Source organism: Pseudomonas putida, assembly GCF_028682175.1.
Taxonomy (GTDB): Bacteria; Pseudomonadota; Gammaproteobacteria; order Pseudomonadales; family Pseudomonadaceae; genus Aquipseudomonas; species Aquipseudomonas putida_AD.
Genome location: NZ_JANHKS010000048.1, coordinates 1 through 20,308 on the forward strand (window position 1 = coordinate 1; position 20,308 = coordinate 20,308).

Consider the following 20,308-nt stretch of genomic DNA (forward strand, 5'->3'; position numbering starts at 1 on the left):
TTAGCCAACATCGCCTCATACCCTTCCTTGTAGCTGGCATAACGCGGCGCCCACCCCAGCGCTCTCGCCCGTGCATTGCTGCACCGCTTGCTGCCTGCGCGGCGAACGCTGTTTTCATCCGACCACTGCGTCACTCCCAGGCGCTCGCGCATCCAGTCGACCACCTCAGCCAGCGCCACAGGCGCGTCATCGACGCCCAGGTAGCAATCCTCGAGCGCCACGCCGCGCGCATCGGCCTGCAGCAGAAACGCCAGCAAGCCCGCCGCATCGTCGGCATGAATCCGGTTGCCATAGAGAGGTGGCTCAACGGCCACGCTGTAGCCCTGACGCACACGATTCATCAGGTCACTGCGCCCCGGACCGTAGATCCCGGTGAGCCTGACGATGCTTGCAGGGATGCCACTGTTCAGCGCCACCTGCTCGGCCTCGCGCATCACCTGTCCGGAAAAGCCTGTGCCTTCGGCAGGCGACGTCTCGTCGATCCACTCCCCGTCCTGCTGCCCGTACACGCTGCTGCTGGAGACGAACAGAATCCGCTTGGGCCGCTGCCCGCTGCGTTCGGTCCAGGCCAGCACGTGGCGCAAGCCCTGGACATACGCCGCGCGATACCCTGCTTCATCGCGCTGACTGGGCGTCGCGCTGTAGACCAGGTAATCGATACGCCCTTCCGGCCATTGCTCGGGCATGCGTGCGTCGAACAGGTCGCCACTGACCCCGCGCACGCCGCGGGGCAGCTTGGCGACGCTCCTGCGCAATCCGTAGACCGTCCACCCCTGAGGCAACAGCTCAGCGGCCAGGCGCCCGCCAATATCCCCGCAGCCAGCTATCAAAACGGATGGCACCGTCATGGCCAATCTCCACATCAAAAGTAGGTTCTAGTCCGTAAAACAAGGCTGGAATGCGACCATCGGGACGCATTCGTGTTAAAAAAAGATACTCTATTACTTTTGTTAACAAGAATTACTTGCAATAATATCGGCCCTTTGTTCTTCACCGCTCGCCTCGTGCCAGCGCGTCGCATTCAGAACGAAACACCTTTTTCATATCAGGTCGGGCCAGCATGACACTTAATCAATCCCCCGCTTCGTCGATCACGTCTTCGGCCCTGCCACGTGCAGGTCGCGCGATTGCCGCCGTATTGTTCAGCCTCATGCTGGCGCCTGTGGCGCTGGCCGACTCGAACGCTCCGGCTCAGTCCCCGGCACCGGCGGTTCAACCTGCAGCCCCTGCCGCTACGCCAGTTGACACCACCGCAGCCCCTGCCGTTCAGGACGCTGCACCGGTCGAGTCGGTTGAAGCCGCTGCCGAAGACAACAGCCTGGGCATGTCCCACGACCTGTCGCCATGGGGCATGTACAAGAACGCCGACATCGTCGTCAAAGCCGTGATGATTGGCCTGGCCATCGCCTCGATCATCACCTGGACCATCTGGATCGCCAAAGGCTTCGAGCTGCTGGGCGCCAAGCGTCGCCTCAAGGGCGAAATCGCCGCCCTCAAGCGCGCCCGTACTCTGGACGAAGCCAGCGCCGGTGCCAAGAAGCAAGGCACCCTGGCCAACCTGCTGGTGCACGATGCCCTCGAAGAGATGCACCTGTCGGTCAACAGCCGAGAGCGCGAAGGCATCAAGGAGCGCGTCAGCTTCCGCCTGGAGCGTCTGGTAGCCGCTTGCGGCCGAAACATGAGCATGGGCACCGGCGTGCTCGCCACCATCGGCTCCACCGCGCCCTTCGTCGGCCTGTTCGGTACCGTGTGGGGCATCATGAACAGCTTCATCGGCATCGCCAAGACCCAGACCACCAACCTTGCAGTCGTAGCTCCCGGCATCGCCGAGGCACTGCTGGCCACCGCACTGGGCCTGGTCGCGGCGATTCCTGCCGTGGTCATCTACAACGTCTTCGCCCGCTCCATCGCAGGCTACAAGGCGCAGGTATCCGATGCCTCGGCCCAAGTACTGCTGCTGGTCAGCCGCGACCTGGATCACCAGCCGACCGCCGAGCGTGCCCAGCAACCGCACATGGTAAAAATGGGGTAAGCCATGGGCCTGCATCTTAACGAAGGTGGCGATGACCTCGCCGAGAACCACGAAATCAACGTGACGCCGTTCATCGACGTCATGCTGGTGCTGTTGATCATCTTCATGGTGGCGGCGCCTCTGGCCACCGTGGACATCAAGGTCGACCTGCCCGCCTCCACGGCCAAGCCGGCGCCCCGACCCGAGAAGCCGATCTTCCTGAGCGTCAAGGCCGACCAGAGCCTGTACCTGGGCGACGAGAAGGTCGCTCGCGAGCAGATCGGTCCGGTGCTGGACGCCAAGACCAAGGGCAAGAAAGACACCACCATCTTCTTCCAGGCCGACAAGGGCGTGGATTACGGCGACCTGATGGAAGTCATGAACGCGCTGCGCGGGGCCGGTTACCTGAAAGTCGGCCTGGTCGGTCTTGAGACGGTTGGTAAGAAATGATCAATACGCGCCAAAAACTGACGCGCTATAGCGGTAGTCTGTTGTTGGTGCTGGCGGTCCATGCCGGGGCGATCTTCGTCGCGCTGCACTGGTCCGCCCCGCAGGCCATCGAGCTGCCACCGGCGGCGATGATGGTTGAGCTGGCGCCTGTACCCGAGCCCGCTCCGCCTCCACCACCCAAAGTGGTGCAACCGCCGCAGCCGCCTGCGCCGGAAGAGGAACTGCCGATTCCGCCAATCGCCGAAGCGCCGAAGCCGGAAATCGCCATTCCAAAACCGGTCAAGCCCAAGCCGAAACCACAGCCGCCAAAGCCCGTTAAAAAGGTCGAGCCGCCGAAGGAAGAAAAGCCTGCCGATGAAAAGCCGGTGGACACTCCCCCTTCGACCGCAAAGCCCGAGAAATCGGCCGCACCGGAACCTGCTCCGCCAACGCCACCGAGCACCGCACTGCCAAGCTGGCAGGGTGATCTGTTGCGCCACCTGAGCAAGTACAAGAAGTATCCGGATGATGCGCGTCGTCGTGGCATGCAGGGCATCAACCGTCTGCGCTTCGTCGTGGATGGCGAAGGCCGCGTACTGTCCTACGAAATTGCCGGGGGTTCAGGCAGCGCCTCGCTGGATCGGGCCACACTGGAAATGATTCGTCGTGCCCAGCCGTTGCCCAAGCCGCCGGCCGAACTGCTCAACAACGGCACGCTGGAAGTGGTCGCGCCCTTCGTTTATTCCCTGGATAAACGCTGAAACGGTGATTTTGCGACAACAGAGGGTTTGATAACGTGCGTCTATCGATTGCACCCGCTATGCTGGGGCCGCAACTTCATGGACGCACGCTATGACCCTCACAGAATTGCGCTATATCGTTACCCTCGCTCAAGAGCAGCATTTCGGCCATGCCGCCGAACGCTGCCACGTCAGCCAGCCGACCCTGTCGGTAGGCGTGAAGAAGCTGGAAGATGAACTCGGTGTGCTGATTTTCGAGCGCAGCAAGAGTGCGGTACGTCTGACGCCGGTTGGCGAGGGCATCGTGGCTCAAGCGCAAAAGGTGCTCGAACAGGCCCAGGGCATCCGTGAACTGGCCCAGACCGGCAAGAACCAGCTGACCGCCCCGCTGAAGGTCGGCGCCATCTACACCGTCGGCCCTTACCTGTTTCCCCACCTGATTCCGCAACTGCACCGGGTCGCCCCGCAGATGCCGTTGTACATCGAAGAGAACTTCACCCACGTGCTGCGCGACAAACTGCGCAACGGTGAACTCGACGCGATCATCATCGCCCTGCCGTTCAACGAAGCCGACGTACTGACCATGTCCCTGTACGACGAGCCGTTCTACGTGCTGATGCCGGCCGATCACCCCTGGACCCAGAAGACCTCCATCGACGCCGCAGCGCTCAACGACAAGAGCCTGTTGCTGCTGGGCGAAGGCCACTGCTTCCGCGACCAGGTGCTCGAAGCCTGCCCGACCCTGGTCAAGGGCGGCGACAGCGCCAAGCACACCACGGTCGAGTCCAGCTCGCTGGAAACCATCCGCCACATGGTGGCTTCGGGCCTGGGCGTTTCGATCCTGCCGATGTCGGCCGTTGACAGCCACCATTACGCCCCCGGCGTGATCGAGGTTCGTCCGCTGTCCGCTCCGGTTCCGTTCCGCACCGTCGCCATCGCCTGGCGTGCCAGTTTCCCGCGTCCAAAGGCCATCGAGATCCTGGCCGACTCGATCCGCCTGTGCTCCGTTGCCCGCCCCAAAGCCCAGGCACAGGCGAGCTAAGTAGCGGTATGACGGAGCTGTCTCACGTCTCGGTCACGGCGCTCAAGGGCGTCGGCGAGGCCATGGCTGAAAAGCTGGCGAAAGTCGGGCTGGAAAATATCCAGGACGTACTGTTTCACCTGCCCCTGCGTTATCAGGACCGCACCCGCGTCGTGCCCATCGGCGCCTTGCGGCCCGGGCAGGATGCGGTAATCGAAGGCGTGGTCAGTGGCGCCGACGTGGTCATGGGCAAGCGCCGCAGCCTGCTGGTGCGGCTGGGTGACGGCACGGGCGTGCTGAGCCTGCGCTTCTATCACTTCAGCAATGCCCAGAAAGACGGCCTCAAGCGTGGGACCCACGTACGTTGCTACGGCGAAGCCCGGCCCGGCGCGTCGGGGCTGGAAATCTATCACCCCGAATACCGCGCCATCACCGGCGAAGAGCACATCGCGGTGGAGCAGACCCTCACCCCGATCTACCCGACCACCGAAGGCCTGACCCAGCAGCGCCTGCGCCAGTTGACCCAGCAGAGCCTGGGCATGCTCGGCCCGCGCAGCCTGCCGGACTGGCTGCCGGACGAACTGGCCCGGGACTACCAACTGGCGCCGCTGGCCGATGCCATCCACTACCTGCATCACCCGCCGGCCGACGCCGATGTCGAAGAGCTCGCGCTGGGCCATCACTGGGCACAGCACCGGCTGGCATTCGAAGAACTGCTGACGCACCAGCTTTCCCAGCAACGCCTGCGTGAAAGCCTGCGCTCCCAACGCGCCCCGGCGCTGCCGATTGCCAAGCGCCTGCCCAGACAGTTCCTCGCCAACCTCGGCTTCCCGCCTACCGGCGCGCAGCAACGTGTGGGCAAGGAAATCGCCTACGACCTCAGTCAGCAGGAACCGATGCTGCGGCTGATTCAGGGCGACGTCGGCGCAGGCAAAACCGTGGTCGCGGCGCTGGCAGCATTGCAGGCACTGGAAGCCGGGTATCAGGTCGCGCTGATGGCGCCCACCGAGATTCTGGCCGAGCAGCACTACATCAACTTCACCCGCTGGCTCGAACCGCTGGGCATCGAGACTGCGTGGCTGGCGGGCAAGCTCAAGGGCAAGGCCCGCGCCGCATCGCTGGAACAGATCGCCAACGGCGCGCCGATGGTCGTCGGCACCCATGCGCTGTTCCAGGACGAGGTGCAGTTCAAGAACCTGGCCCTGGTCATCATCGACGAACAGCACCGCTTCGGTGTGCAGCAGCGCCTGGCGTTGCGCAAGAAAGGCGTGGGCGGCCTGATGTGCCCGCATCAGTTGATCATGACCGCAACGCCGATTCCGCGAACCCTGGCGATGAGCGCCTACGCCGATCTCGACACCTCGATCCTCGACGAACTGCCGCCGGGCCGCACGCCGGTCAACACCGTGCTGGTGGCCGACAGCCGCCGTATCGAGGTGGTCGAGCGCGTGCGCAATGCCTGCGCCGAGGGCCGCCAGGCCTACTGGGTGTGCACGCTGATCGAAGAATCCGAAGAGCTGACCTGCCAGGCCGCCGAGACCACTTTTGAAGAGCTGACCAGCGCACTGGGCGAGCTCAAGGTCGGGCTGATCCACGGCCGCATGAAGCCCGCCGAAAAAGCTGCGGTCATGGCCGAGTTCAAGCAGGGCAACCTGCAACTGCTGGTGGCGACGACGGTGATCGAAGTCGGCGTGGACGTGCCCAATGCCAGCCTGATGATTATCGAGAACCCGGAACGCCTGGGCCTGGCGCAGTTGCACCAGTTGCGCGGGCGGGTTGGCCGGGGTAGCGCGGCCAGTCATTGTGTGTTGTTGTACCACCCGCCATTGTCACAGATCGGCAAGCAGCGTCTGGGCATCATGCGCGAGACTAACGACGGCTTCGTGATCGCCGAGAAAGACCTCGAATTGCGTGGGCCGGGCGAGATGCTCGGCACCCGACAAACGGGCCTGCTGCAGTTCAAGGTCGCGGACCTGATGCGCGACGCCGACCTACTGCCTTCGGTCAGGGACGCCGCCCAGGCGCTGCTGGAACGCTGGCCGCAACACGTCAGCCCCTTGCTCGAAAGATGGCTGCGGCACGGGCAGCAATACGGGCAAGTGTGATTCAGTCAGCAATAAGAACTTGTCTCACCTATACGACAACTAAGCTGGTTATACTTCAGCAATTGTAGGAATCTGGATACAGGCCATGACAGAAGTTGCCCAAATCGACGCAACCCAACACGCCCCGTCTGTCATCCGGCAGTTGCTTGGCAAAGCTGCCATCAGCTACCGCGAAGTCATGGACGACGAAAACCTCCCCAGCGCGCAGAAGGTCCAGGCCATTCTGGTCCACGATTCCGTCGGCGCATTGCTGATCCTGTTCCCGCAAAATCAGCTGCTGGATCTCAACCGCCTGACCGAACTCACCGGGCGCAAGCTGACGGCGGTCTCGCAGGATCATCTGAGCCAGATGCTGGGCAAGAACAATCTGCATGCCCTGCCGGCGCTTCCGGCGCTGACCAGTTCGCCTTGCCTGTACGATGAGCGCGTGCTGCAGGAATCGACCGTGCTGATCGATTCTGGCGAGCCAGGCCTGCTGCTGGAAATCGGCAGCGACGACTTCAAGACCCTGCTGAGCAAAGCCAGCGCCGCGCGTTTTGGCGAGCCCGTCACCTCCGTGCAGCCGAACCTGACCCGTCCTGACGATGACCGCGAGGAAATCACCAAGGCGGTGCAGAACTTCACAGCGCGCCGGATCCAGCAGCGTCTGGAAGCGACCGTGGAAATTCCACCGCTGGCCGACACCGCGCAGAAGATCATCAAACTTCGAGTAGACCCGGACGCCACCATCGATGACATCACTGGCGTCGTGGAAACCGATCCGGCGCTGGCCGCTCAAGTGGTCAGCTGGGCCGCATCGCCGTACTACGGTTCTGCCGGCAAGATCCGTTCGGTCGAGGACGCCATCGTTCGCGTGCTGGGCTTTGACCTGGTCATCAACCTGGCCCTGGGCCTGGCGCTGGGCAAGACCCTCGAACTGCCGAAGGACCATCCGCAGCACGCCACGCCTTACTGGCAGCAGTCGATCTACACCGCCGCGGTAATCGAAGGCCTGACCCGCGCCATGCCGCGCGCCAAGCGCCCGGAAAGCGGCCTGACTTATCTGGCCGGTCTGCTGCACAACTTCGGCTATCTGCTGCTGGCTCACGTGTTTCCGCCGCACTTCTCGCTGATCTGCCGCCAGATCGAAGTGAACCCGCACCTGCACCACAGCTTCGTGGAGCAGCACCTGCTGGGTATCAGCCGCGAGCAGATCGGTTCCTGGCTGATGCGCAACTGGGACATGCCCGAAGAACTGGCGACCGCCCTGCGCTTCCAGCACGACCCGCAGTACGCCGGCGAATACCACGAGTACGCCAACCTGGTGTGCCTGGCGGTGCGTCTGCTGCGCAAGGAAGGCATTGGCTCGGGCCCGGTGGAAGGCATCCCGGACGAGCTGTTCGAGCGCCTGGAGCTGCCGCGCGAGAAAGCCGAAGAAGTGGTGCAAAAAGTGCTCGAAGCCGAAGTGCTGCTGCGCGAACTGGCTTCGCAGTTTCACTGACACCGCATGACCCGTAGCAGCACGGCTTGCCGGCGGGCGCGTCCTCGAGATCGCTCCCGCGGGCAAGCCCGGCTGCTACGGGTTTGAGGTGAACACAGGCCCTTTGTAGGAGCGCGCTTGCCCGCGATGGCGATCTTGAAGGCGCCGACGCCGGCAAGCCGGACTGCTACGGGTTTGGGGTGAACGTTGGACCCCGGACTGCTACGGGGTCTACTTCTTCTTCGGTTTCAGGTATTTCGTAAGGCCCTGAAACCACATCACCAGGCCGGTATTGCCGGTCACCTGAATGTTCTTGTCCTGAATCCCCTGCATGAACGCCAACTGCTTGTTCTTCGCCTGCATCGTGGCGAAGCCGTAGGCGGCGTCCCGGAATGAAATGGCGAACGCTGGCGATGCTACCGCGCCACCCCGGCTGACGACACGCTGGTCACGCACGACAAAATGCCGGGCCACCTTGCCGTCGGTGGTCTGCAATTGAAAGGTCAGATCCTTGCCCGCCAGTTGTTGCTGGAACGCGGGGTTGTTGCGGCTGGCGCGGGCCATCAATTGGCCCAGCATCCAGAGAAGAAAACGAAACTTCATGTCCAAGACCTCTACCGTTGAGCAGCCAATGCAGCTTTTAGCGGCAGTGTATCGGGCTTGATGGCGAGGGGCAGAAGCAGAACCTGCCGGTCGTAAAGTGGTTGTGGCACCACACGAATCGCGGGCAATAAAAATGGGCATCCCGCTGTCCGGGTATGCCCATCTGTACGCTGTTCGCCCTCCGCAAGGCGTCCAGCGTGGTATTACGGATTGACGCTGTCTTTCAGGAACTTGCCCGGCTTGAACGCAACGGTGTTGCTGGCCTTGATTTTCACCGGCTCGCCGGTCTGTGGGTTTTTACCTGTGCGTGCGCCGCGATGGCGTTGCAGGAAGGTGCCAAAGCCAACCAGCGTCACACTGTCCTTCTTGTGCAAGGCGTTGGTGATTTCATCCAGGACGGCGTTGAGGACACGATTGGCTTGTTCTTTGGTGAGATCTGCTTTTTCAGCAATAGCGGCTGCGAGTTCTGGTTTACGCATATGAAGCCTCTTTTACGGTTTTTTGTTTTTATGTCCCGTGCAGCCCTTCCAGGGGCAGCGAGCAGGTGCCGCAACGGCTCTACGTAGCGGCAGACCGCAATGAGGATGGCATGGCGCCGATTCCGACGCCAGTGCGTGAGCGACGTTTGTATCAACAAAAACGTGCCTTATCCGACAGAACGACAGTTATTTACGCCAGCAGCGGCGGCAGCGCCTTGTTCAGGGCCAGTTTCTCCATCACCGCCGCGCCTGTCAGGGCGTATCCCAGGAGGCTTCCGTCAGCGGCGTGGCACAGCGCCTTGATGTCCGCGCCCTGCCCTTCGACTGTCCATACGCCTTCCATGCCCTTGGGCACGGGGGAGACAACCAGCGGGCACACCGGGGTTTTCACGGTGATCGGCATCGGGCCGTATTTGACGGCGGTCGGCGTGCCCGCCAGGGTTTGCGCCAGCGCCCGGGCGCAGCTCATCAGCGGCATCACGTACAACAGGTTCAGGCCATCGACCTCGGCGCAGTCACCAAGCGCGTAGATATTGGCGTGAGAGGTTTTCAGGTGACGGTCCACCACCACGCCCCGGCCCGTCTCAAGGCCGGCAGCGGCGGCCAGATCGACGCGCGGGCGCAGGCCGATGGCCGAGACCACCAGATCGCACTCGATCACCTGGCCATCGGAGAGATGCGCCTCAAGGCCATCTTCACGGCGCGAAAGTCGCGTCAGCACCGGCCCCAGATGGAATCGCGCGCCCAAGCCTTCGAGCCCGGCCTGCACCGCCGCTGCGGCTGCAGGATGCAACAGCGTCGGCATCACCTGCTCACAGGGCGCGACCAGATCCACCTCATGCCCGCCGACGATCAGGTCATTGGCGAACTCGCAGCCGATCAGGCCCACGCCCAGGATCAGTACCCGGCGCTTGCCTGCCGCCGCCGCGCGAAAGCGGGCGTAGTCTTCCAGATCGTTGATCGGGAAGATCGCATCGCCGGCGTCGCCCTCCACCGGCACGCTTACCGTTTGCGCGCCCCAGGCCAGGATCAGGTCGCGATAGTGCACCGCTTCCTCGCCGATCCACAGGCGCTTGTGGCCAGGGTCGATGCCGCTGACCCGGGTGTGGGTGCGCACTTCGGCGTTCAGTTGCTCGGCCATGGTGCCGGGTTCGGCCATGCTCAGGCCGTCGGCATCCTTGTTCTTGCCAAAGCCGGTGGAGAGCATGGGTTTGGAGTAGGAACGCCCGTCATCGGCGGTGATCAGCAGCAGCGGCGTTTGGCCATCGAGCTTGCGAAATTCCCGGGCCAGGTTGTAGCCCGCAAGGCCAGTACCGACAATCACCACAGGTGCGTTCATTCATTTCTCCTTGAGTCGTTTGGGGAATGGCGGATCAGGCGATTTCGATCATTTCGAAGTCCATCTTGCCTACGCCGCAGTCCGGGCAGAGCCAGTCTTCGGGTACGTCTTCCCAGCGGGTGCCCGGCGCGATGCCGTCATCAGGCCAGCCATCGGCTTCGTTGTAGATCAGGCCACAGACAATGCATTGCCACTTTTTCATGGTTCGGTTCTCTCGTTTTCCAAGGCTAAACGTGCCCGGCCGCCGCGCTGTGCTCGCGCAGGTTTTCAACCGGGTCAGGGCGTTTTACTGATCGGGGGGCGATGACGCAAGTTTCATTGACGCCAAAGCCGCGTCCCGGCTTCAAGTGAGGCCCTGCAATCATGCTAAGCTCGCCGCCTCGATTACTGCCAATGTTTGCTCACTGTGATCCAGCAAAATCCTGCAAGTCCGACGCCCCGATGGCTGCTGCGCGATGAACTGACGCAAGCGCCCGAACCTGTCGTCCTCGAGTGGCTGTTCCACGAAGACTCCCTGACCCGCCGCCTGACCCGCCTGTCCCACGATGGCTTCAGCGTCGCGCCGCAGTTCGAAGGCTGGCAGACCTTGCGCGCCGATGAGTGCAGCGCCTTGCAGTTGCCCGAAGGCAGCGAGGGTTGGGTGCGCGAGGTATACCTGCAAGGCCACGGCCAGAAGTGGGTGTTCGCCCGCAGTGTGGCCGGCCGCCAGGCGCTGGAACACGACGGCCTGCACATGGATGAGCTGGGCACCCGCTCACTGGGCGAGCTGCTGTTCAGCGACCGCGCCTTCACCCGCGGCCCGTTGCAGATCTGCCAGTACCCGCAAGAATGGCTGCCGAACGCCGATACCGCGCACGGCCTGTGGGGGCGCCGGTCGTGCTTTACCCGTGGTGGCTTGAGCATTCTGGTGGCCGAGGTGTTTCTGCCCACCGTCTGGCACGCCATCGATCAAGCCGCCGACTTCAACAAGGAGCGTCACTGATGTACCTGTCGCTGCTCAAGTCCCTGAACCGCCTGCACCCACGCACCTGGGACTTCATTCAACTGACCCGCGTCGATAAACCCATCGGCATCTACCTGCTGCTGTGGCCGACGCTGTGGGCCTTGTGGATCGCGGGCAAGGGTTCGCCGTCGCTGGGCAATGTGCTGATTTTCGTGATCGGCGTGTTCCTGATGCGTGCCGCTGGCTGCGTCATCAACGATTTTGCCGACCGCAAGGTCGATGGCCACGTCAAACGCACCGAGCAGCGCCCGCTGGTGAGCGGCAAGGTCACTTCCAGGGAAGCGCTGACGCTGTTCGCGGTGCTGGTGGGGCTGAGCTTCGCGCTGGTACTGCTGACCAACGCCACGACAGTCTGGCTGTCATTCGGCGGCCTGGCGCTGGCCGCGACTTACCCCTTCATGAAGCGCTACACCTATTACCCGCAGGTGGTGCTGGGCGCTGCGTTCTCCTGGGGCATGCCGATGGCGTTCACCGCCGAGACCGGCAACCTGCCCGCCGCCGCCTGGCTGCTGTACATCGCCAACCTGCTGTGGACGGTGGGCTACGACACCTACTACGCGATGACCGACCGCGAGGACGACCTGAAGATCGGTGTGAAGTCCACCGCTGTGCTGTTCGGCGATGCCGACCGCGTGATCATCCTGACCCTGCAATGCCTGGCGCTGTTCTGCCTGATGTTGGCCGGTTCGCGCTTCGAGCTTGGGCTGTATTTCTTCCTCGGCCTTCTGGTGGCGGCCGGTTGCTTCGCCTGGGAGTTCTGGTCCACACGCAGCAAGGATCCACAGGCCTGCTTCAAGGCATTCCTGCATAACCATTGGGCGGGACTGGCGATTTTCGTGGGGATCGTGCTGGACTATTGGTTGAGGTAAAGCGGTGGTTGCGCTGACCGCAGGCCAGCGCAACGTCAGCCCCTAGTTCAAGGTTTGGCAACGTGCCAGACGCCGCCCTTGCCGTCGCCGGTCTTGTCACCGGCCTTGTCTTCCTTATAGGTGTACAGCGGCTTGCCTTTATAGACCCACTGCGAGGCACCGTCGTCGCGCTTGATGATGGTCCAGTCGCCTTCGGCCTTGTCTTCGGCACCGGCCTTGAGCGGCGGCCAGTTGGTTGCGCACTGGTCATTGCAGACCGACTTGCCGGCCGAGGTGTCCTTGTCGAAGGTGTAGAGCGTCATGCCATGGTGGTCGGTCAGTACGCCGTCCTTTTCCATCGCCTGATGATGAGCGAAGGCCAGGCTGGACGATACCAGCGCGGCAGCGCCCAAGAGACCCATAACAGCAGTGGAAATTCTAGCCATAGGTACATCCTCTTCTTGTTGATCCAGGGTGGGACAATCTTTGTGGGACAAGACCACAAGCGTAGCTCTGGACCGGACATAACGCCCGTGGCCAACTAACCTGTCACACGACTGCAATAATTCCGTTATCTAATGCGCCCCAAGACAGTTAAATGACATGAGGTTCGAGGCATGGTTGGCAGGAGCATTCTGATCGTCGACGACGAAGCGCCCATTCGCGAAATGATCGCCGTTGCGCTGGAAATGGCTGGCTATGACTGCATGGAGGCGGAGAACTCTCAACAGGCCCACGCCGTCATCGTCGACCGCAAACCCGACCTGATCCTGCTCGACTGGATGCTGCCCGGCACGTCGGGCATCGAGCTGGCCCGCCGCCTGAAGCGCGACGAGCTGACCGGTGACATCCCGATCATCATGCTCACGGCCAAGGGTGAGGAAGACAACAAGATCCAGGGTCTTGAAGTCGGCGCCGATGACTACATCACCAAACCATTCTCTCCTCGCGAGCTGGTCGCACGCCTCAAGGCCGTGCTGCGCCGCGCTGGCCCCAACGATGGCGAATCGCCAATCGAAGTCGGCGGCCTGCTGCTGGACCCGATCAGCCACCGCGTGACCATCGACGGCAAACCTGCCGAGATGGGCCCGACCGAATACCGCCTGCTGCAGTTCTTCATGACTCACCAGGAACGCGCCTACACCCGCGGGCAGTTGCTGGACCAGGTCTGGGGCGGCAACGTCTACGTCGAAGAGCGCACCGTTGATGTACACATTCGTCGCCTGCGTAAAGCACTCGGTGATGCCTACGAAAATCTGGTACAAACCGTCCGCGGTACTGGCTACCGTTTTTCCACCAAAAGCTGAGACAGCTTTTGGGAGCGAATCCGTTCGCTGAAGACAAGGACGCGTTAATTGAACCACAACTGGCATGGCACCCTGATCCGCCATCTGCTGCTGTTGATTACAGTCTCGCTGCTGGCGGGCCTGGTCAGCGGCCATTACGGCTGGTGCCTGACAATCGGCCTGGGCTTTTACCTGGCCTGGACCCTCAAACAGCTGATGCGCCTGCATCACTGGCTGCGCCATCACAAGCCTGACGAGCCGCCACCGGATGGATACGGCCTGTGGGGCGAAGTCTTCGACAGCATCTATCACCTGCAACGCCGCGACCAGCGCGTGCGAGGCCGCCTGCAGGCAGTCATCGACCGTGTTCAGGAATCCACCGCAGCGCTCAAAGACGCAGTCATCATGCTCGACAGCGAGGGCAACCTGGAGTGGTGGAACCGCGCCGCTGAAACCCTGCTGGGCCTCAAGACGCCCCAGGACAGCGGCCAGCCGGTGACCAACCTGGTGCGCCATCCGCGCTTCAAGGAATACTTCGAACAAGGCAGTTACGCCGAGCCGCTTGAGATCCCCTCCCCGGTCAACGACCGCCTGCGCATCCAGATGCTGATTACCCGCTACGGCAACAATGAGCACCTGATGCTGGTGCGCGATGTGACCCGCCTGTATCAGCTTGAGCAGATGCGCAAGGATTTCGTCGCCAACGTGTCCCACGAACTGCGCACGCCGTTGACCGTGATCTGCGGGTACTTGGAGACGCTGCTGGACAACGTGGACGAGATCAACCCGCGCTGGGCCCGCGCGCTGCAACAGATGCAGCAGCAAGGCGGGCGCATGCAGACGCTACTCAATGACTTGTTGCTGCTGGCCAAGCTTGAAGCCACCGACTACCCCTCCGACAACCAGCCCATCGCGGTACCGGCCCTGCTACAGAGCATCGCCGCCGACGCGCAGGCGCTGTCGGGCAGCAAGAATCAGAAGATCACGCTGGATATCGATAGCGACACGAACCTCAAGGGCAGTGAAGCGGAACTGCGCAGCGCGTTCTCCAACCTGATCTTCAACGCGGTGAAATACACCCAGGCAGAAGGCCAGATCCGCATCCGCTGGTGGGTAGACGGCCGGGGCGCGCACCTGAGCGTGCAGGACTCCGGGATAGGCATTGACCCCAAACACATTCCCCGCCTGACCGAGCGTTTCTATCGGGTGGACTCCAGCCGCGCCTCCAACACCGGTGGCACGGGGCTGGGCCTTGCGATCGTCAAGCACGTGCTGTTGCGCCACCGTGGCTCGCTTGAGATCAACAGCGTGCAGGGCAAAGGCAGTGTGTTTATCTGCAACTTTGCCCCGGTACAGATGACCAAGGCCTAGTAAAGGCGGCAGATAGCCGCTAAATTGGCCCGCTTATGCCCTCCATTTGTGAGGGTTTATTTCATCCCTGCACTTATACGGAACCTGCAAAACTCCATCATGGACCCTTCCCCTGGTATTAGCCTGGCTTCAATTTTCGCCGACTTCGGCATGATTCTCTTCGCAATGATCCTGGTCCTGCTCAACGGTTTCTTCGTTGCGGCAGAGTTCGCCATGGTCAAACTGCGCGCCACACGCGTGGAGTCCATCGCCGACAAGAACGGCTGGCGCGGCCGCATCCTGCGCACGGTTCACAGCCAGCTCGACGCTTACCTGTCGGCCTGTCAGCTGGGTATCACCCTGGCCTCGCTGGGCCTTGGCTGGGTCGGTGAACCGGCCTTCGCCCACCTGCTGGCACCGCTTCTGGAAGCTGTCGGCATCGGCTCGCCGGAAGTCATCAAGGGCGTGTCGTTCTTCTCCGCCTTCTTCGTGATCTCCTACCTGCACATCGTGGTCGGCGAGCTGGCGCCCAAGTCCTGGGCCATCCGCAAACCCGAGCTGCTGTCGCTGTGGACGGCGGTGCCGCTGTACCTGTTCTACTGGGTCATGTACCCGGCGATCTACCTGCTCAACGCCAGCGCCAACGGCATCCTGCGCATTGCCGGCCAGGGCGAGCCTGGCCCGCATCACGAGCACCATTACAGCCGCGAAGAACTGAAACTGATTCTGCACTCGAGCCGTGGCCAGGACCCGAGCGACCAGGGCATGCGCGTGCTGGCCTCGGCCGTGGAAATGGGCGAGCTCGAAGTGGTGGACTGGGCCAACTCCCGGGAAGACCTCGTTACCCTGGATTCCAACGCGCCGCTGAAAGAAATTCTTGCGCTGTTCCGCCGCCACAAATTCAGCCGTTACCCGGTGTACGACGCAAAAAGCGGCGAGTTCGAAGGCATTCTGCACATCAAGGACCTGTTGCTGGAGCTGGCGGCGCTGGATCACATTCCTGAATCCTTCAACCTCGCCGAACTGATTCGCCCGGTTGAGCGCGTGTCCAAGCACATGCCGCTGTCGCGCCTGCTGGAGCAGTTCCGCCAGGGTGGCGCGCACTTCGCGCTGGTCGAGGAAGCCGACGGCAAGGTCATCGGCTACCTGACCATGGAAGACGTGCTGGAAGTGCTGGTCGGCGACATCCAGGACGAACACCGCAAGGCCGAGCGCGGCATCCTCGCCTACCAGCCCGGCAAACTGCTGGTACGGGGCGACACGCCGCTGTTCAAGGTCGAACGCCTGTTGGGCATCGATCTGGACCACGTCGAAGCCGAAACCCTGGCAGGCCTGATCTACGACAGCCTCAAGCGCGTGCCTGAGGAAGAGGAAGTGATGGAAGTCGAAGGGCTGCGCATCATCATCAAAAAGATGAAAGGCCCGAAGATCGTGCTGGCGAAGGTTTTGAAGCTGGATTGATCCACCAGACGCCGTGATCGTTCCCACGCTCCGCGTGGGAATGCATCCCACGACGCTCTGCGTCGGCCAGCCATCGGACGCGGAGCGTCCGGGGCGGCGTTACCACGCAGAGCGTGGGAATGATCAGCACCTCCGTCGCGGGCAAGCGCGCTCCCACAGGTGCAATCAATTCCCGCCAATCGCGAAATTGGGCAGGCGCTGCACCGGCTGGGCGAACTCATACGGGATCGACTCCAGCGCCAGCCCCACGTTGCGCTGCACCACGAAGTGCAGATGCGGCCCGGTGCTGTTGCCGGTGTTGCCAGAACGCCCCAGCGGCGTCCCCACGGCCACACGCTCGCCTTCCCTGACGCTCACCGAACCCTGCTTGAGATGCAGATACACACCCATGGTGCCGTCGTCATGCAGGATGCGCACGAAGTTGCCCGACGGATTGGCGCCCCGCCCTGACTGCCCGTTCTCGGTCTTGATCACCGTGCCACTGCGCGCCGCGATGATCTGGGTGCCTTCAGGCATCGCGATGTCGATGGCGTAGCGGCTCTTGGCGCCGGTGTGGCTGTACTGCCCGTTGGGCCCCTGGCTGATGCGGAACGGCCCGCCCACCCACGGCAGCGGATAACGGTAGCCAAGGCCTGCGAAAGACGCGCTGCGCTGCGGATCGCCGACGATGGAGCGCAGGCTGGACTTGTAGGCCATGGCCCTGCTGGGGATCTGTGGGCTCAGCGCGATGAGACGTTCGTTGCTGCGGGCGGGAATGGTGCGGCGGATGACCTGATCGGCAACCCCGACCACGTTCTTCACGCCCGAGAGCCTGAGTTCCACTTCGACCGGCGCATACAGGTCGTTGCGCACGTAGAGGCTGTCCACGCCCCTGGCTTTCTTGACGTTCAGCCGCACCTGGCTGTCGATGCGCTCGACCATGCGCTCGCGCAGTTTCATCACTTGCGCGCCGGGGACGGGTTGATCGGTAAACGAGACCACTCCGTTGGCATCGGTGAATCGGTAGATAGTGACAGCTGCGGCCGATTGCGCAGCCAGCAACAACACACACACCACCAGCAAGCGCTCTAACATCAGGATAGGCCTGGCTAAGGGGACGATTGGCGCCCAGCCTAACAGCGAAACCGACGGAAAAGGACTCATCCGTATCAATCGGTGACAGACGAAGCGTCAAGGAATTCGCGTCAGGGGCGAGCGCGAGGGAATGTGCAATTTCTATGCAGACTTGCGCAAACCACCCCGTAGCAGTCCGGCTTGCCGGCGTGGGCGCCCTCAAGATCGCTCCCGCGGGCAAGCCCGGCTGCTACGGGAACTCATCACCCATACGTTTGTATCTTACCAATGCCCCGTAGCAGCACGGCTTGCCGGCGGGGGCGTCCACGAGAACGCCGCCGGGGCAAACGGTCAGGCGCCAGGAATAAAGTGCTTCTGCGCCGTACCCCGGGCGATCAGGCGCGACAGGTAGTCGAGCTTCTGGGTGTCCTGGTCGACGAAGCGGAAAGTCAATTGCAGCCAGTCACTGTCGGGCTTTTGCTCGAACGCGGCGATGGCGTGCAGATAACCGTTCAACCGCGCCACTTCTGCGTTCTCTCCCTGCTCAAGGTCGAGTACGGCGCTGTCGAGGATCTGCGGCAAGGCTTCGCTGCGACGGACAACCAGCGAGGCTTCCTTGAGGGTCAGCGCCTTGATGATGCACTGCTGGATGCCGCTGGACAGGCGCAACTGGCCCTGGCCACGGCCACTCGGCTCGGCAGGTGCCGCCGGCTTGGCCATGGGTTTGACCAACGGCTGCGCAGGTGCGGCGGCCGCAGGGGTCGCGTTGACCACTTCCGGACGGTTGCCAGTCAGAGCGCCCAGCGAGTCATTGGCGAACGCCGCATTAACGCGAGCCGGGCCGCTGCTCATCAGGGCCTCCAGCTTGCCGACCTTGTGCAGCGCCTTCTTGACCTTGGTCAGCAGTTGCTCGTTGGTGAACGGTTTGCCGATGAAGTCCGAGACCCCGGCCTGAATGGCCTGGATCACGTTTTCCTTGTCGCCACGGCTGGTCACCATGATGAACGGCATGCCCTTGAGGCTTTCCTGCTGGCGGCACCAGGTCAACAGTTCCAGACCCGACATCTCGGGCATCTCCCAGTCGCACAGCACCAGATCGAACGCCTCGCGGGTCAGGAGCACCTGAGCTTTACGGCCGTTGACCGCGTCTTCCAGGGTGATGCCGGGAAACGCGTTACGCAAACCTTTCTTCACCAGATCGCGGATGAACGGCGCATCATCCACCACCAACACACTGACTTTACTCATTGACGCTCCTGATGGCGTGTTCACCGCAAATGGCGAGCATATCGCTGGCTAGTGGCCAACTGCCAAATTGTTTGACGGCACCGGGATATTTATTCGCGGGTGACTGAAATAAGCGGCCCCAAAACAGCCGGTTGGCCCAAAAAAAAGCCTGGCATTCGCCAGGCGTTTTTTCTCAGGCAATCTTACTTATCGTCAGGCGAGTCCGGAACATTAGGCATTTCGGCAGACAGCCCTTTGACTTCTTCCTGCATGCGCTTGAGGCCCAGGTGACGCACGTCGGTGCCGCGCACCAGGTAGATCACCAGCTCCGAGATGTTGCGAGCGTGGTCGCCGATACGCTCCAGCGAACGCAGCGCCCAGATCACGTTCAGAACGCGGGAGATCGAGCGTGGATCTTCCATCATGTAGGTCACAAGTTCACGCAGGGCGGTCTTGTACTCACGGTCGATGGTCTTGTCGTACTGGGCGACCGACAGTGCCAGGTCAGCGTCGAAGCGAGCGAAAGAGTCCAGGGCATCACGCACCATGCTGCGTACCTGATCGCCGATGTGGCGCACTTCCACGTAGCCGCGTGGCGACTCGCCTTCTTCGCAGAGCTGGATGGCGCGGCGGGCGATCTTGGTGGATTCGTCGCCGATGCGCTCCAGGTCGATCACCGACTTGGAGATGCTGATGATCAGACGCAGGTCCGAGGCCGCAGGCTGACGACGCGCCAGAATGCGCAGGCATTCTTCGTCGATGTTGCGTTCCATCTGGTTGATGCGGTCGTCGACTTCACGAACGCGCTGGGCCAGGCCCGAGTCGGCGTCGATCAGTGCGGTAACCGCGTCGTTGACCTGCTTCTCGACCAGACCACCCATTTCCAGCAGGTGGCTGCGAACTTCTTCCAGTTCAGCGTTGAACTGCTGGGAGATGTGATGTGTATGGCTGTCTTTGATCATGCTGAGTGTCCGTCCGATTGATTGCGCGGTGGTTCAGGGCTGACGAAACACGTGCTAGCCGTAACGACCGGTTATGTAGTCTTCAGTCTGTTTTTTGGCCGGGTTGGTGAACACCGTATCGGTGTCGCCGTACTCGACCACCTTGCCCATGTACAGAAATGCGGTGTAATCCGATACACGCGCCGCCTGCTGCATGTTGTGGGTAACGATCACAATGGTGTATTTGGATTTCAGTTCGTAGATCAACTCTTCGACTTTTAACGTCGAAATCGGGTCGAGCGCGGAGCACGGCTCATCGAGCAGCAGTACTTCGGGTTCGACGGCGATAGTGCGGGCGATCACCAGACGTTGCTGCTGACCACCGGAAAGCCCGAGCGCCGACTCGTGCAGGCGGTCCTTGACCTCATCCCACAGTGCCGCGCCACGCAGTGCCCACTCGACCGCTTCGTCGAGCGCACGCTTCTTGTTGATGCCCTGAATCCGCAGGCCGTAGACCACGTTCTCGTAAATGGTCTTGGGGAACGGGTTGGGCTTCTGGAACACCATGCCCACCTGGCGACGCAGTTCGGCGACGTCTTCGGTGCGGGTGTTGATGTCACGCCCGTAGAGCTTGATCTCGCCCTGCACCCGGCAGCCGTCCACCAGATCGTTCATGCGGTTGAAGCTGCGCAGCAGGGTCGATTTGCCACAGCCCGACGGGCCAATGAACGAGGTCACCCGCTGCTTGGGAATGTTCAGCGCGATATCGAACAGCGCCTGTTTTTCACCGTAGAACAGGTTCAGGCCCGGCACTTCCAGGGCGATGTCTTCACGGGCGAGGTCCAGCCCCTGGCGCTTGCGACCCAGGGCCGACATGTTGATGCCGTGGGTGTGGGGATCTTTCTGCATCTTCGGTTCTCTGTTCGTTCTTGGCGGCAAGTTTCAAGCCGTAA

The 20,308-nt window shown here is 62.2% G+C and carries 21 protein-coding genes; 11 read left to right on the forward strand and 10 right to left on the reverse strand.

All coding sequences use genetic code 11. The features are described from left to right. A partial coding sequence (locus NPS29_RS23720) for an SDR family oxidoreductase (RefSeq protein WP_274135545.1) occupies positions 1 to 848 on the reverse strand: 848 nt, incomplete at its 3' end. Between the two features lie 212 nt (positions 849 to 1,060). Between NPS29_RS23720 and exbB the strand changes: the two genes are divergently transcribed. The 6 genes from exbB to NPS29_RS23750 all read left to right on the forward strand — a co-directional run bounded on the left by exbB (position 1,061) and on the right by NPS29_RS23750 (position 7,786). Continuing rightward, positions 1,061 to 2,032 (forward strand): tonB-system energizer ExbB, encoded by a 972-nt coding sequence (gene exbB / locus NPS29_RS23725; RefSeq protein WP_274135546.1) that lies wholly within the window; start codon positions 1,061 to 1,063, stop codon positions 2,030 to 2,032. Positions 2,033 to 2,035: 3 nt separating this feature from the next. Next, entirely contained in the window at positions 2,036 to 2,461 is a 426-nt protein-coding gene (gene exbD, locus NPS29_RS23730) for a TonB system transport protein ExbD (protein ID WP_274135547.1), read from the forward strand. After that, entirely contained in the window at positions 2,458 to 3,201 is a 744-nt protein-coding gene (locus NPS29_RS23735) for an energy transducer TonB (protein WP_274135548.1), read from the forward strand. The genes exbD and NPS29_RS23735 overlap by 4 nt, the downstream gene beginning before the upstream one ends. A 91-nt stretch (positions 3,202 to 3,292) precedes the next feature. Next, the gene (locus NPS29_RS23740) at positions 3,293 to 4,222 is read left to right on the forward strand and encodes a hydrogen peroxide-inducible genes activator (RefSeq protein WP_274135549.1); all 930 of its coding nucleotides are present in this window, start codon (positions 3,293 to 3,295) and stop codon (positions 4,220 to 4,222) included. Positions 4,223 to 4,230: 8 nt separating this feature from the next. Beyond that, positions 4,231 to 6,306 carry an ATP-dependent DNA helicase RecG gene (gene recG, locus NPS29_RS23745; protein ID WP_274135550.1) on the forward strand — a complete coding sequence of 692 codons (2,076 nt, stop codon included), beginning with the start codon at positions 4,231 to 4,233 and terminating at the stop codon, positions 6,304 to 6,306. An 85-nt stretch (positions 6,307 to 6,391) separates the two neighbouring features. Then, positions 6,392 to 7,786: an aminoacyl-tRNA deacylase and HDOD domain-containing protein gene (locus tag NPS29_RS23750; RefSeq protein ID WP_274135551.1), complete on the forward strand. Its 1,395-nt coding sequence runs from the start codon at positions 6,392 to 6,394 to the stop codon at positions 7,784 to 7,786. 210 nt (positions 7,787 to 7,996) lie between these two features. Here the strand turns inward: NPS29_RS23750 and NPS29_RS23755 are convergent, their stop codons facing one another. The 4 genes from NPS29_RS23755 to NPS29_RS23770 all read right to left on the reverse strand — a co-directional run bounded on the left by NPS29_RS23755 (position 7,997) and on the right by NPS29_RS23770 (position 10,388). Next, complete coding sequence (locus NPS29_RS23755; RefSeq protein WP_274135552.1) at positions 7,997 to 8,368, reverse strand: SCP2 sterol-binding domain-containing protein; 372 nt, start codon at positions 8,366 to 8,368, stop codon at positions 7,997 to 7,999. A 203-nt stretch (positions 8,369 to 8,571) separates the two neighbouring features. Next, positions 8,572 to 8,847, reverse strand: a complete 276-nt coding sequence (locus NPS29_RS23760) for an HU family DNA-binding protein (protein ID WP_037017594.1) — start codon at positions 8,845 to 8,847, stop codon at positions 8,572 to 8,574. A gap of 190 nt (positions 8,848 to 9,037) precedes the next feature. Next, positions 9,038 to 10,186: an NAD(P)/FAD-dependent oxidoreductase gene (locus NPS29_RS23765; RefSeq protein WP_274135554.1), complete on the reverse strand. Its 1,149-nt coding sequence runs from the start codon at positions 10,184 to 10,186 to the stop codon at positions 9,038 to 9,040. Positions 10,187 to 10,220: 34 nt separating this feature from the next. Further along, complete coding sequence (locus NPS29_RS23770; protein ID WP_108236219.1) at positions 10,221 to 10,388, reverse strand: rubredoxin; 168 nt, start codon at positions 10,386 to 10,388, stop codon at positions 10,221 to 10,223. A gap of 204 nt (positions 10,389 to 10,592) precedes the next feature. Between NPS29_RS23770 and NPS29_RS23775 the strand changes: the two genes are divergently transcribed. Together NPS29_RS23775 and ubiA are read left to right on the forward strand one after the other, a co-directional pair. Continuing rightward, entirely contained in the window at positions 10,593 to 11,168 is a 576-nt protein-coding gene (locus NPS29_RS23775) for a chorismate--pyruvate lyase family protein (RefSeq protein ID WP_274135557.1), read from the forward strand. After that, positions 11,168 to 12,058 (forward strand): 4-hydroxybenzoate octaprenyltransferase, encoded by an 891-nt coding sequence (gene ubiA / locus NPS29_RS23780; protein ID WP_274135559.1) that lies wholly within the window; start codon positions 11,168 to 11,170, stop codon positions 12,056 to 12,058. The genes NPS29_RS23775 and ubiA overlap by 1 nt, the downstream gene beginning before the upstream one ends. Positions 12,059 to 12,105: 47 nt before the next feature. Here the strand turns inward: ubiA and NPS29_RS23785 are convergent, their stop codons facing one another. Next, complete coding sequence (locus NPS29_RS23785; protein WP_425312552.1) at positions 12,106 to 12,483, reverse strand: COG4315 family predicted lipoprotein; 378 nt, start codon at positions 12,481 to 12,483, stop codon at positions 12,106 to 12,108. A 171-nt stretch (positions 12,484 to 12,654) separates the two neighbouring features. Here NPS29_RS23785 and phoB point away from each other — a divergent pair, with 171 nt between their 5' ends. The 3 genes from phoB to NPS29_RS23800 all read left to right on the forward strand — a co-directional run bounded on the left by phoB (position 12,655) and on the right by NPS29_RS23800 (position 16,134). Then, positions 12,655 to 13,344 carry a phosphate regulon transcriptional regulator PhoB gene (gene phoB, locus NPS29_RS23790; RefSeq protein ID WP_062379821.1) on the forward strand — a complete coding sequence of 230 codons (690 nt, stop codon included), beginning with the start codon at positions 12,655 to 12,657 and terminating at the stop codon, positions 13,342 to 13,344. Positions 13,345 to 13,392: 48 nt separating this feature from the next. After that, positions 13,393 to 14,694, forward strand: coding sequence for a phosphate regulon sensor histidine kinase PhoR (gene phoR, locus NPS29_RS23795; protein ID WP_274135562.1), 1,302 nt, complete (start codon positions 13,393 to 13,395; stop codon positions 14,692 to 14,694). A gap of 99 nt (positions 14,695 to 14,793) precedes the next feature. Beyond that, positions 14,794 to 16,134 (forward strand): hemolysin family protein, encoded by a 1,341-nt coding sequence (locus NPS29_RS23800; protein WP_274135564.1) that lies wholly within the window; start codon positions 14,794 to 14,796, stop codon positions 16,132 to 16,134. A gap of 165 nt (positions 16,135 to 16,299) precedes the next feature. Here the strand turns inward: NPS29_RS23800 and NPS29_RS23805 are convergent, their stop codons facing one another. From NPS29_RS23805 to pstB, 4 genes are all read right to left on the reverse strand, one after another. Then, positions 16,300 to 17,208 (reverse strand): peptidoglycan DD-metalloendopeptidase family protein, encoded by a 909-nt coding sequence (locus NPS29_RS23805; RefSeq protein WP_274135566.1) that lies wholly within the window; start codon positions 17,206 to 17,208, stop codon positions 16,300 to 16,302. A 330-nt stretch (positions 17,209 to 17,538) separates the two neighbouring features. Beyond that, positions 17,539 to 18,435, reverse strand: a complete 897-nt coding sequence (locus NPS29_RS23810; protein WP_274135568.1) for a response regulator — start codon at positions 18,433 to 18,435, stop codon at positions 17,539 to 17,541. Between the two features lie 182 nt (positions 18,436 to 18,617). Then, positions 18,618 to 19,376: a phosphate signaling complex protein PhoU gene (gene phoU / locus NPS29_RS23815; RefSeq protein WP_274135569.1), complete on the reverse strand. Its 759-nt coding sequence runs from the start codon at positions 19,374 to 19,376 to the stop codon at positions 18,618 to 18,620. Positions 19,377 to 19,430: 54 nt separating this feature from the next. Beyond that, entirely contained in the window at positions 19,431 to 20,264 is an 834-nt protein-coding gene (gene pstB, locus NPS29_RS23820; RefSeq protein WP_274135570.1) for a phosphate ABC transporter ATP-binding protein PstB, read from the reverse strand. Positions 20,265 to 20,308: the final 44 nt, after the last annotated feature.

Excerpts from the sequence above, each read along its gene's own strand:
- exbB (WP_274135546.1), top strand. The coding sequence starts at position 1,061 with ATGACACTTAATCAATCCCCCGCTTCGTCGATCACGTCTTCGGCCCTG.
- exbD (WP_274135547.1), top strand. The coding sequence starts at position 2,036 with ATGGGCCTGCATCTTAACGAAGGTGGCGATGACCTCGCCGAGAACCAC.
- NPS29_RS23735 (WP_274135548.1), top strand. The coding sequence starts at position 2,458 with ATGATCAATACGCGCCAAAAACTGACGCGCTATAGCGGTAGTCTGTTG.
- NPS29_RS23740 (WP_274135549.1), top strand. The coding sequence starts at position 3,293 with ATGACCCTCACAGAATTGCGCTATATCGTTACCCTCGCTCAAGAGCAG.
- recG (WP_274135550.1), top strand. The coding sequence starts at position 4,231 with ATGACGGAGCTGTCTCACGTCTCGGTCACGGCGCTCAAGGGCGTCGGC.
- NPS29_RS23750 (WP_274135551.1), top strand. The coding sequence starts at position 6,392 with ATGACAGAAGTTGCCCAAATCGACGCAACCCAACACGCCCCGTCTGTC.
- NPS29_RS23755 (WP_274135552.1), bottom strand. The coding sequence starts at position 8,368 with ATGAAGTTTCGTTTTCTTCTCTGGATGCTGGGCCAATTGATGGCCCGC.
- NPS29_RS23760 (WP_037017594.1), bottom strand. The coding sequence starts at position 8,847 with ATGCGTAAACCAGAACTCGCAGCCGCTATTGCTGAAAAAGCAGATCTC.
- NPS29_RS23765 (WP_274135554.1), bottom strand. The coding sequence starts at position 10,186 with ATGAACGCACCTGTGGTGATTGTCGGTACTGGCCTTGCGGGCTACAAC.
- NPS29_RS23770 (WP_108236219.1), bottom strand. The coding sequence starts at position 10,388 with ATGAAAAAGTGGCAATGCATTGTCTGTGGCCTGATCTACAACGAAGCC.
- ubiA (WP_274135559.1), top strand. The coding sequence starts at position 11,168 with ATGTACCTGTCGCTGCTCAAGTCCCTGAACCGCCTGCACCCACGCACC.
- NPS29_RS23785 (WP_425312552.1), bottom strand. The coding sequence starts at position 12,483 with ATGGCTAGAATTTCCACTGCTGTTATGGGTCTCTTGGGCGCTGCCGCG.
- phoB (WP_062379821.1), top strand. The coding sequence starts at position 12,655 with ATGGTTGGCAGGAGCATTCTGATCGTCGACGACGAAGCGCCCATTCGC.
- NPS29_RS23800 (WP_274135564.1), top strand. The coding sequence starts at position 14,794 with ATGGACCCTTCCCCTGGTATTAGCCTGGCTTCAATTTTCGCCGACTTC.
- NPS29_RS23805 (WP_274135566.1), bottom strand. The coding sequence starts at position 17,208 with ATGTTAGAGCGCTTGCTGGTGGTGTGTGTGTTGTTGCTGGCTGCGCAA.
- NPS29_RS23810 (WP_274135568.1), bottom strand. The coding sequence starts at position 18,435 with ATGAGTAAAGTCAGTGTGTTGGTGGTGGATGATGCGCCGTTCATCCGC.
- phoU (WP_274135569.1), bottom strand. The coding sequence starts at position 19,376 with ATGATCAAAGACAGCCATACACATCACATCTCCCAGCAGTTCAACGCT.
- pstB (WP_274135570.1), bottom strand. The coding sequence starts at position 20,264 with ATGCAGAAAGATCCCCACACCCACGGCATCAACATGTCGGCCCTGGGT.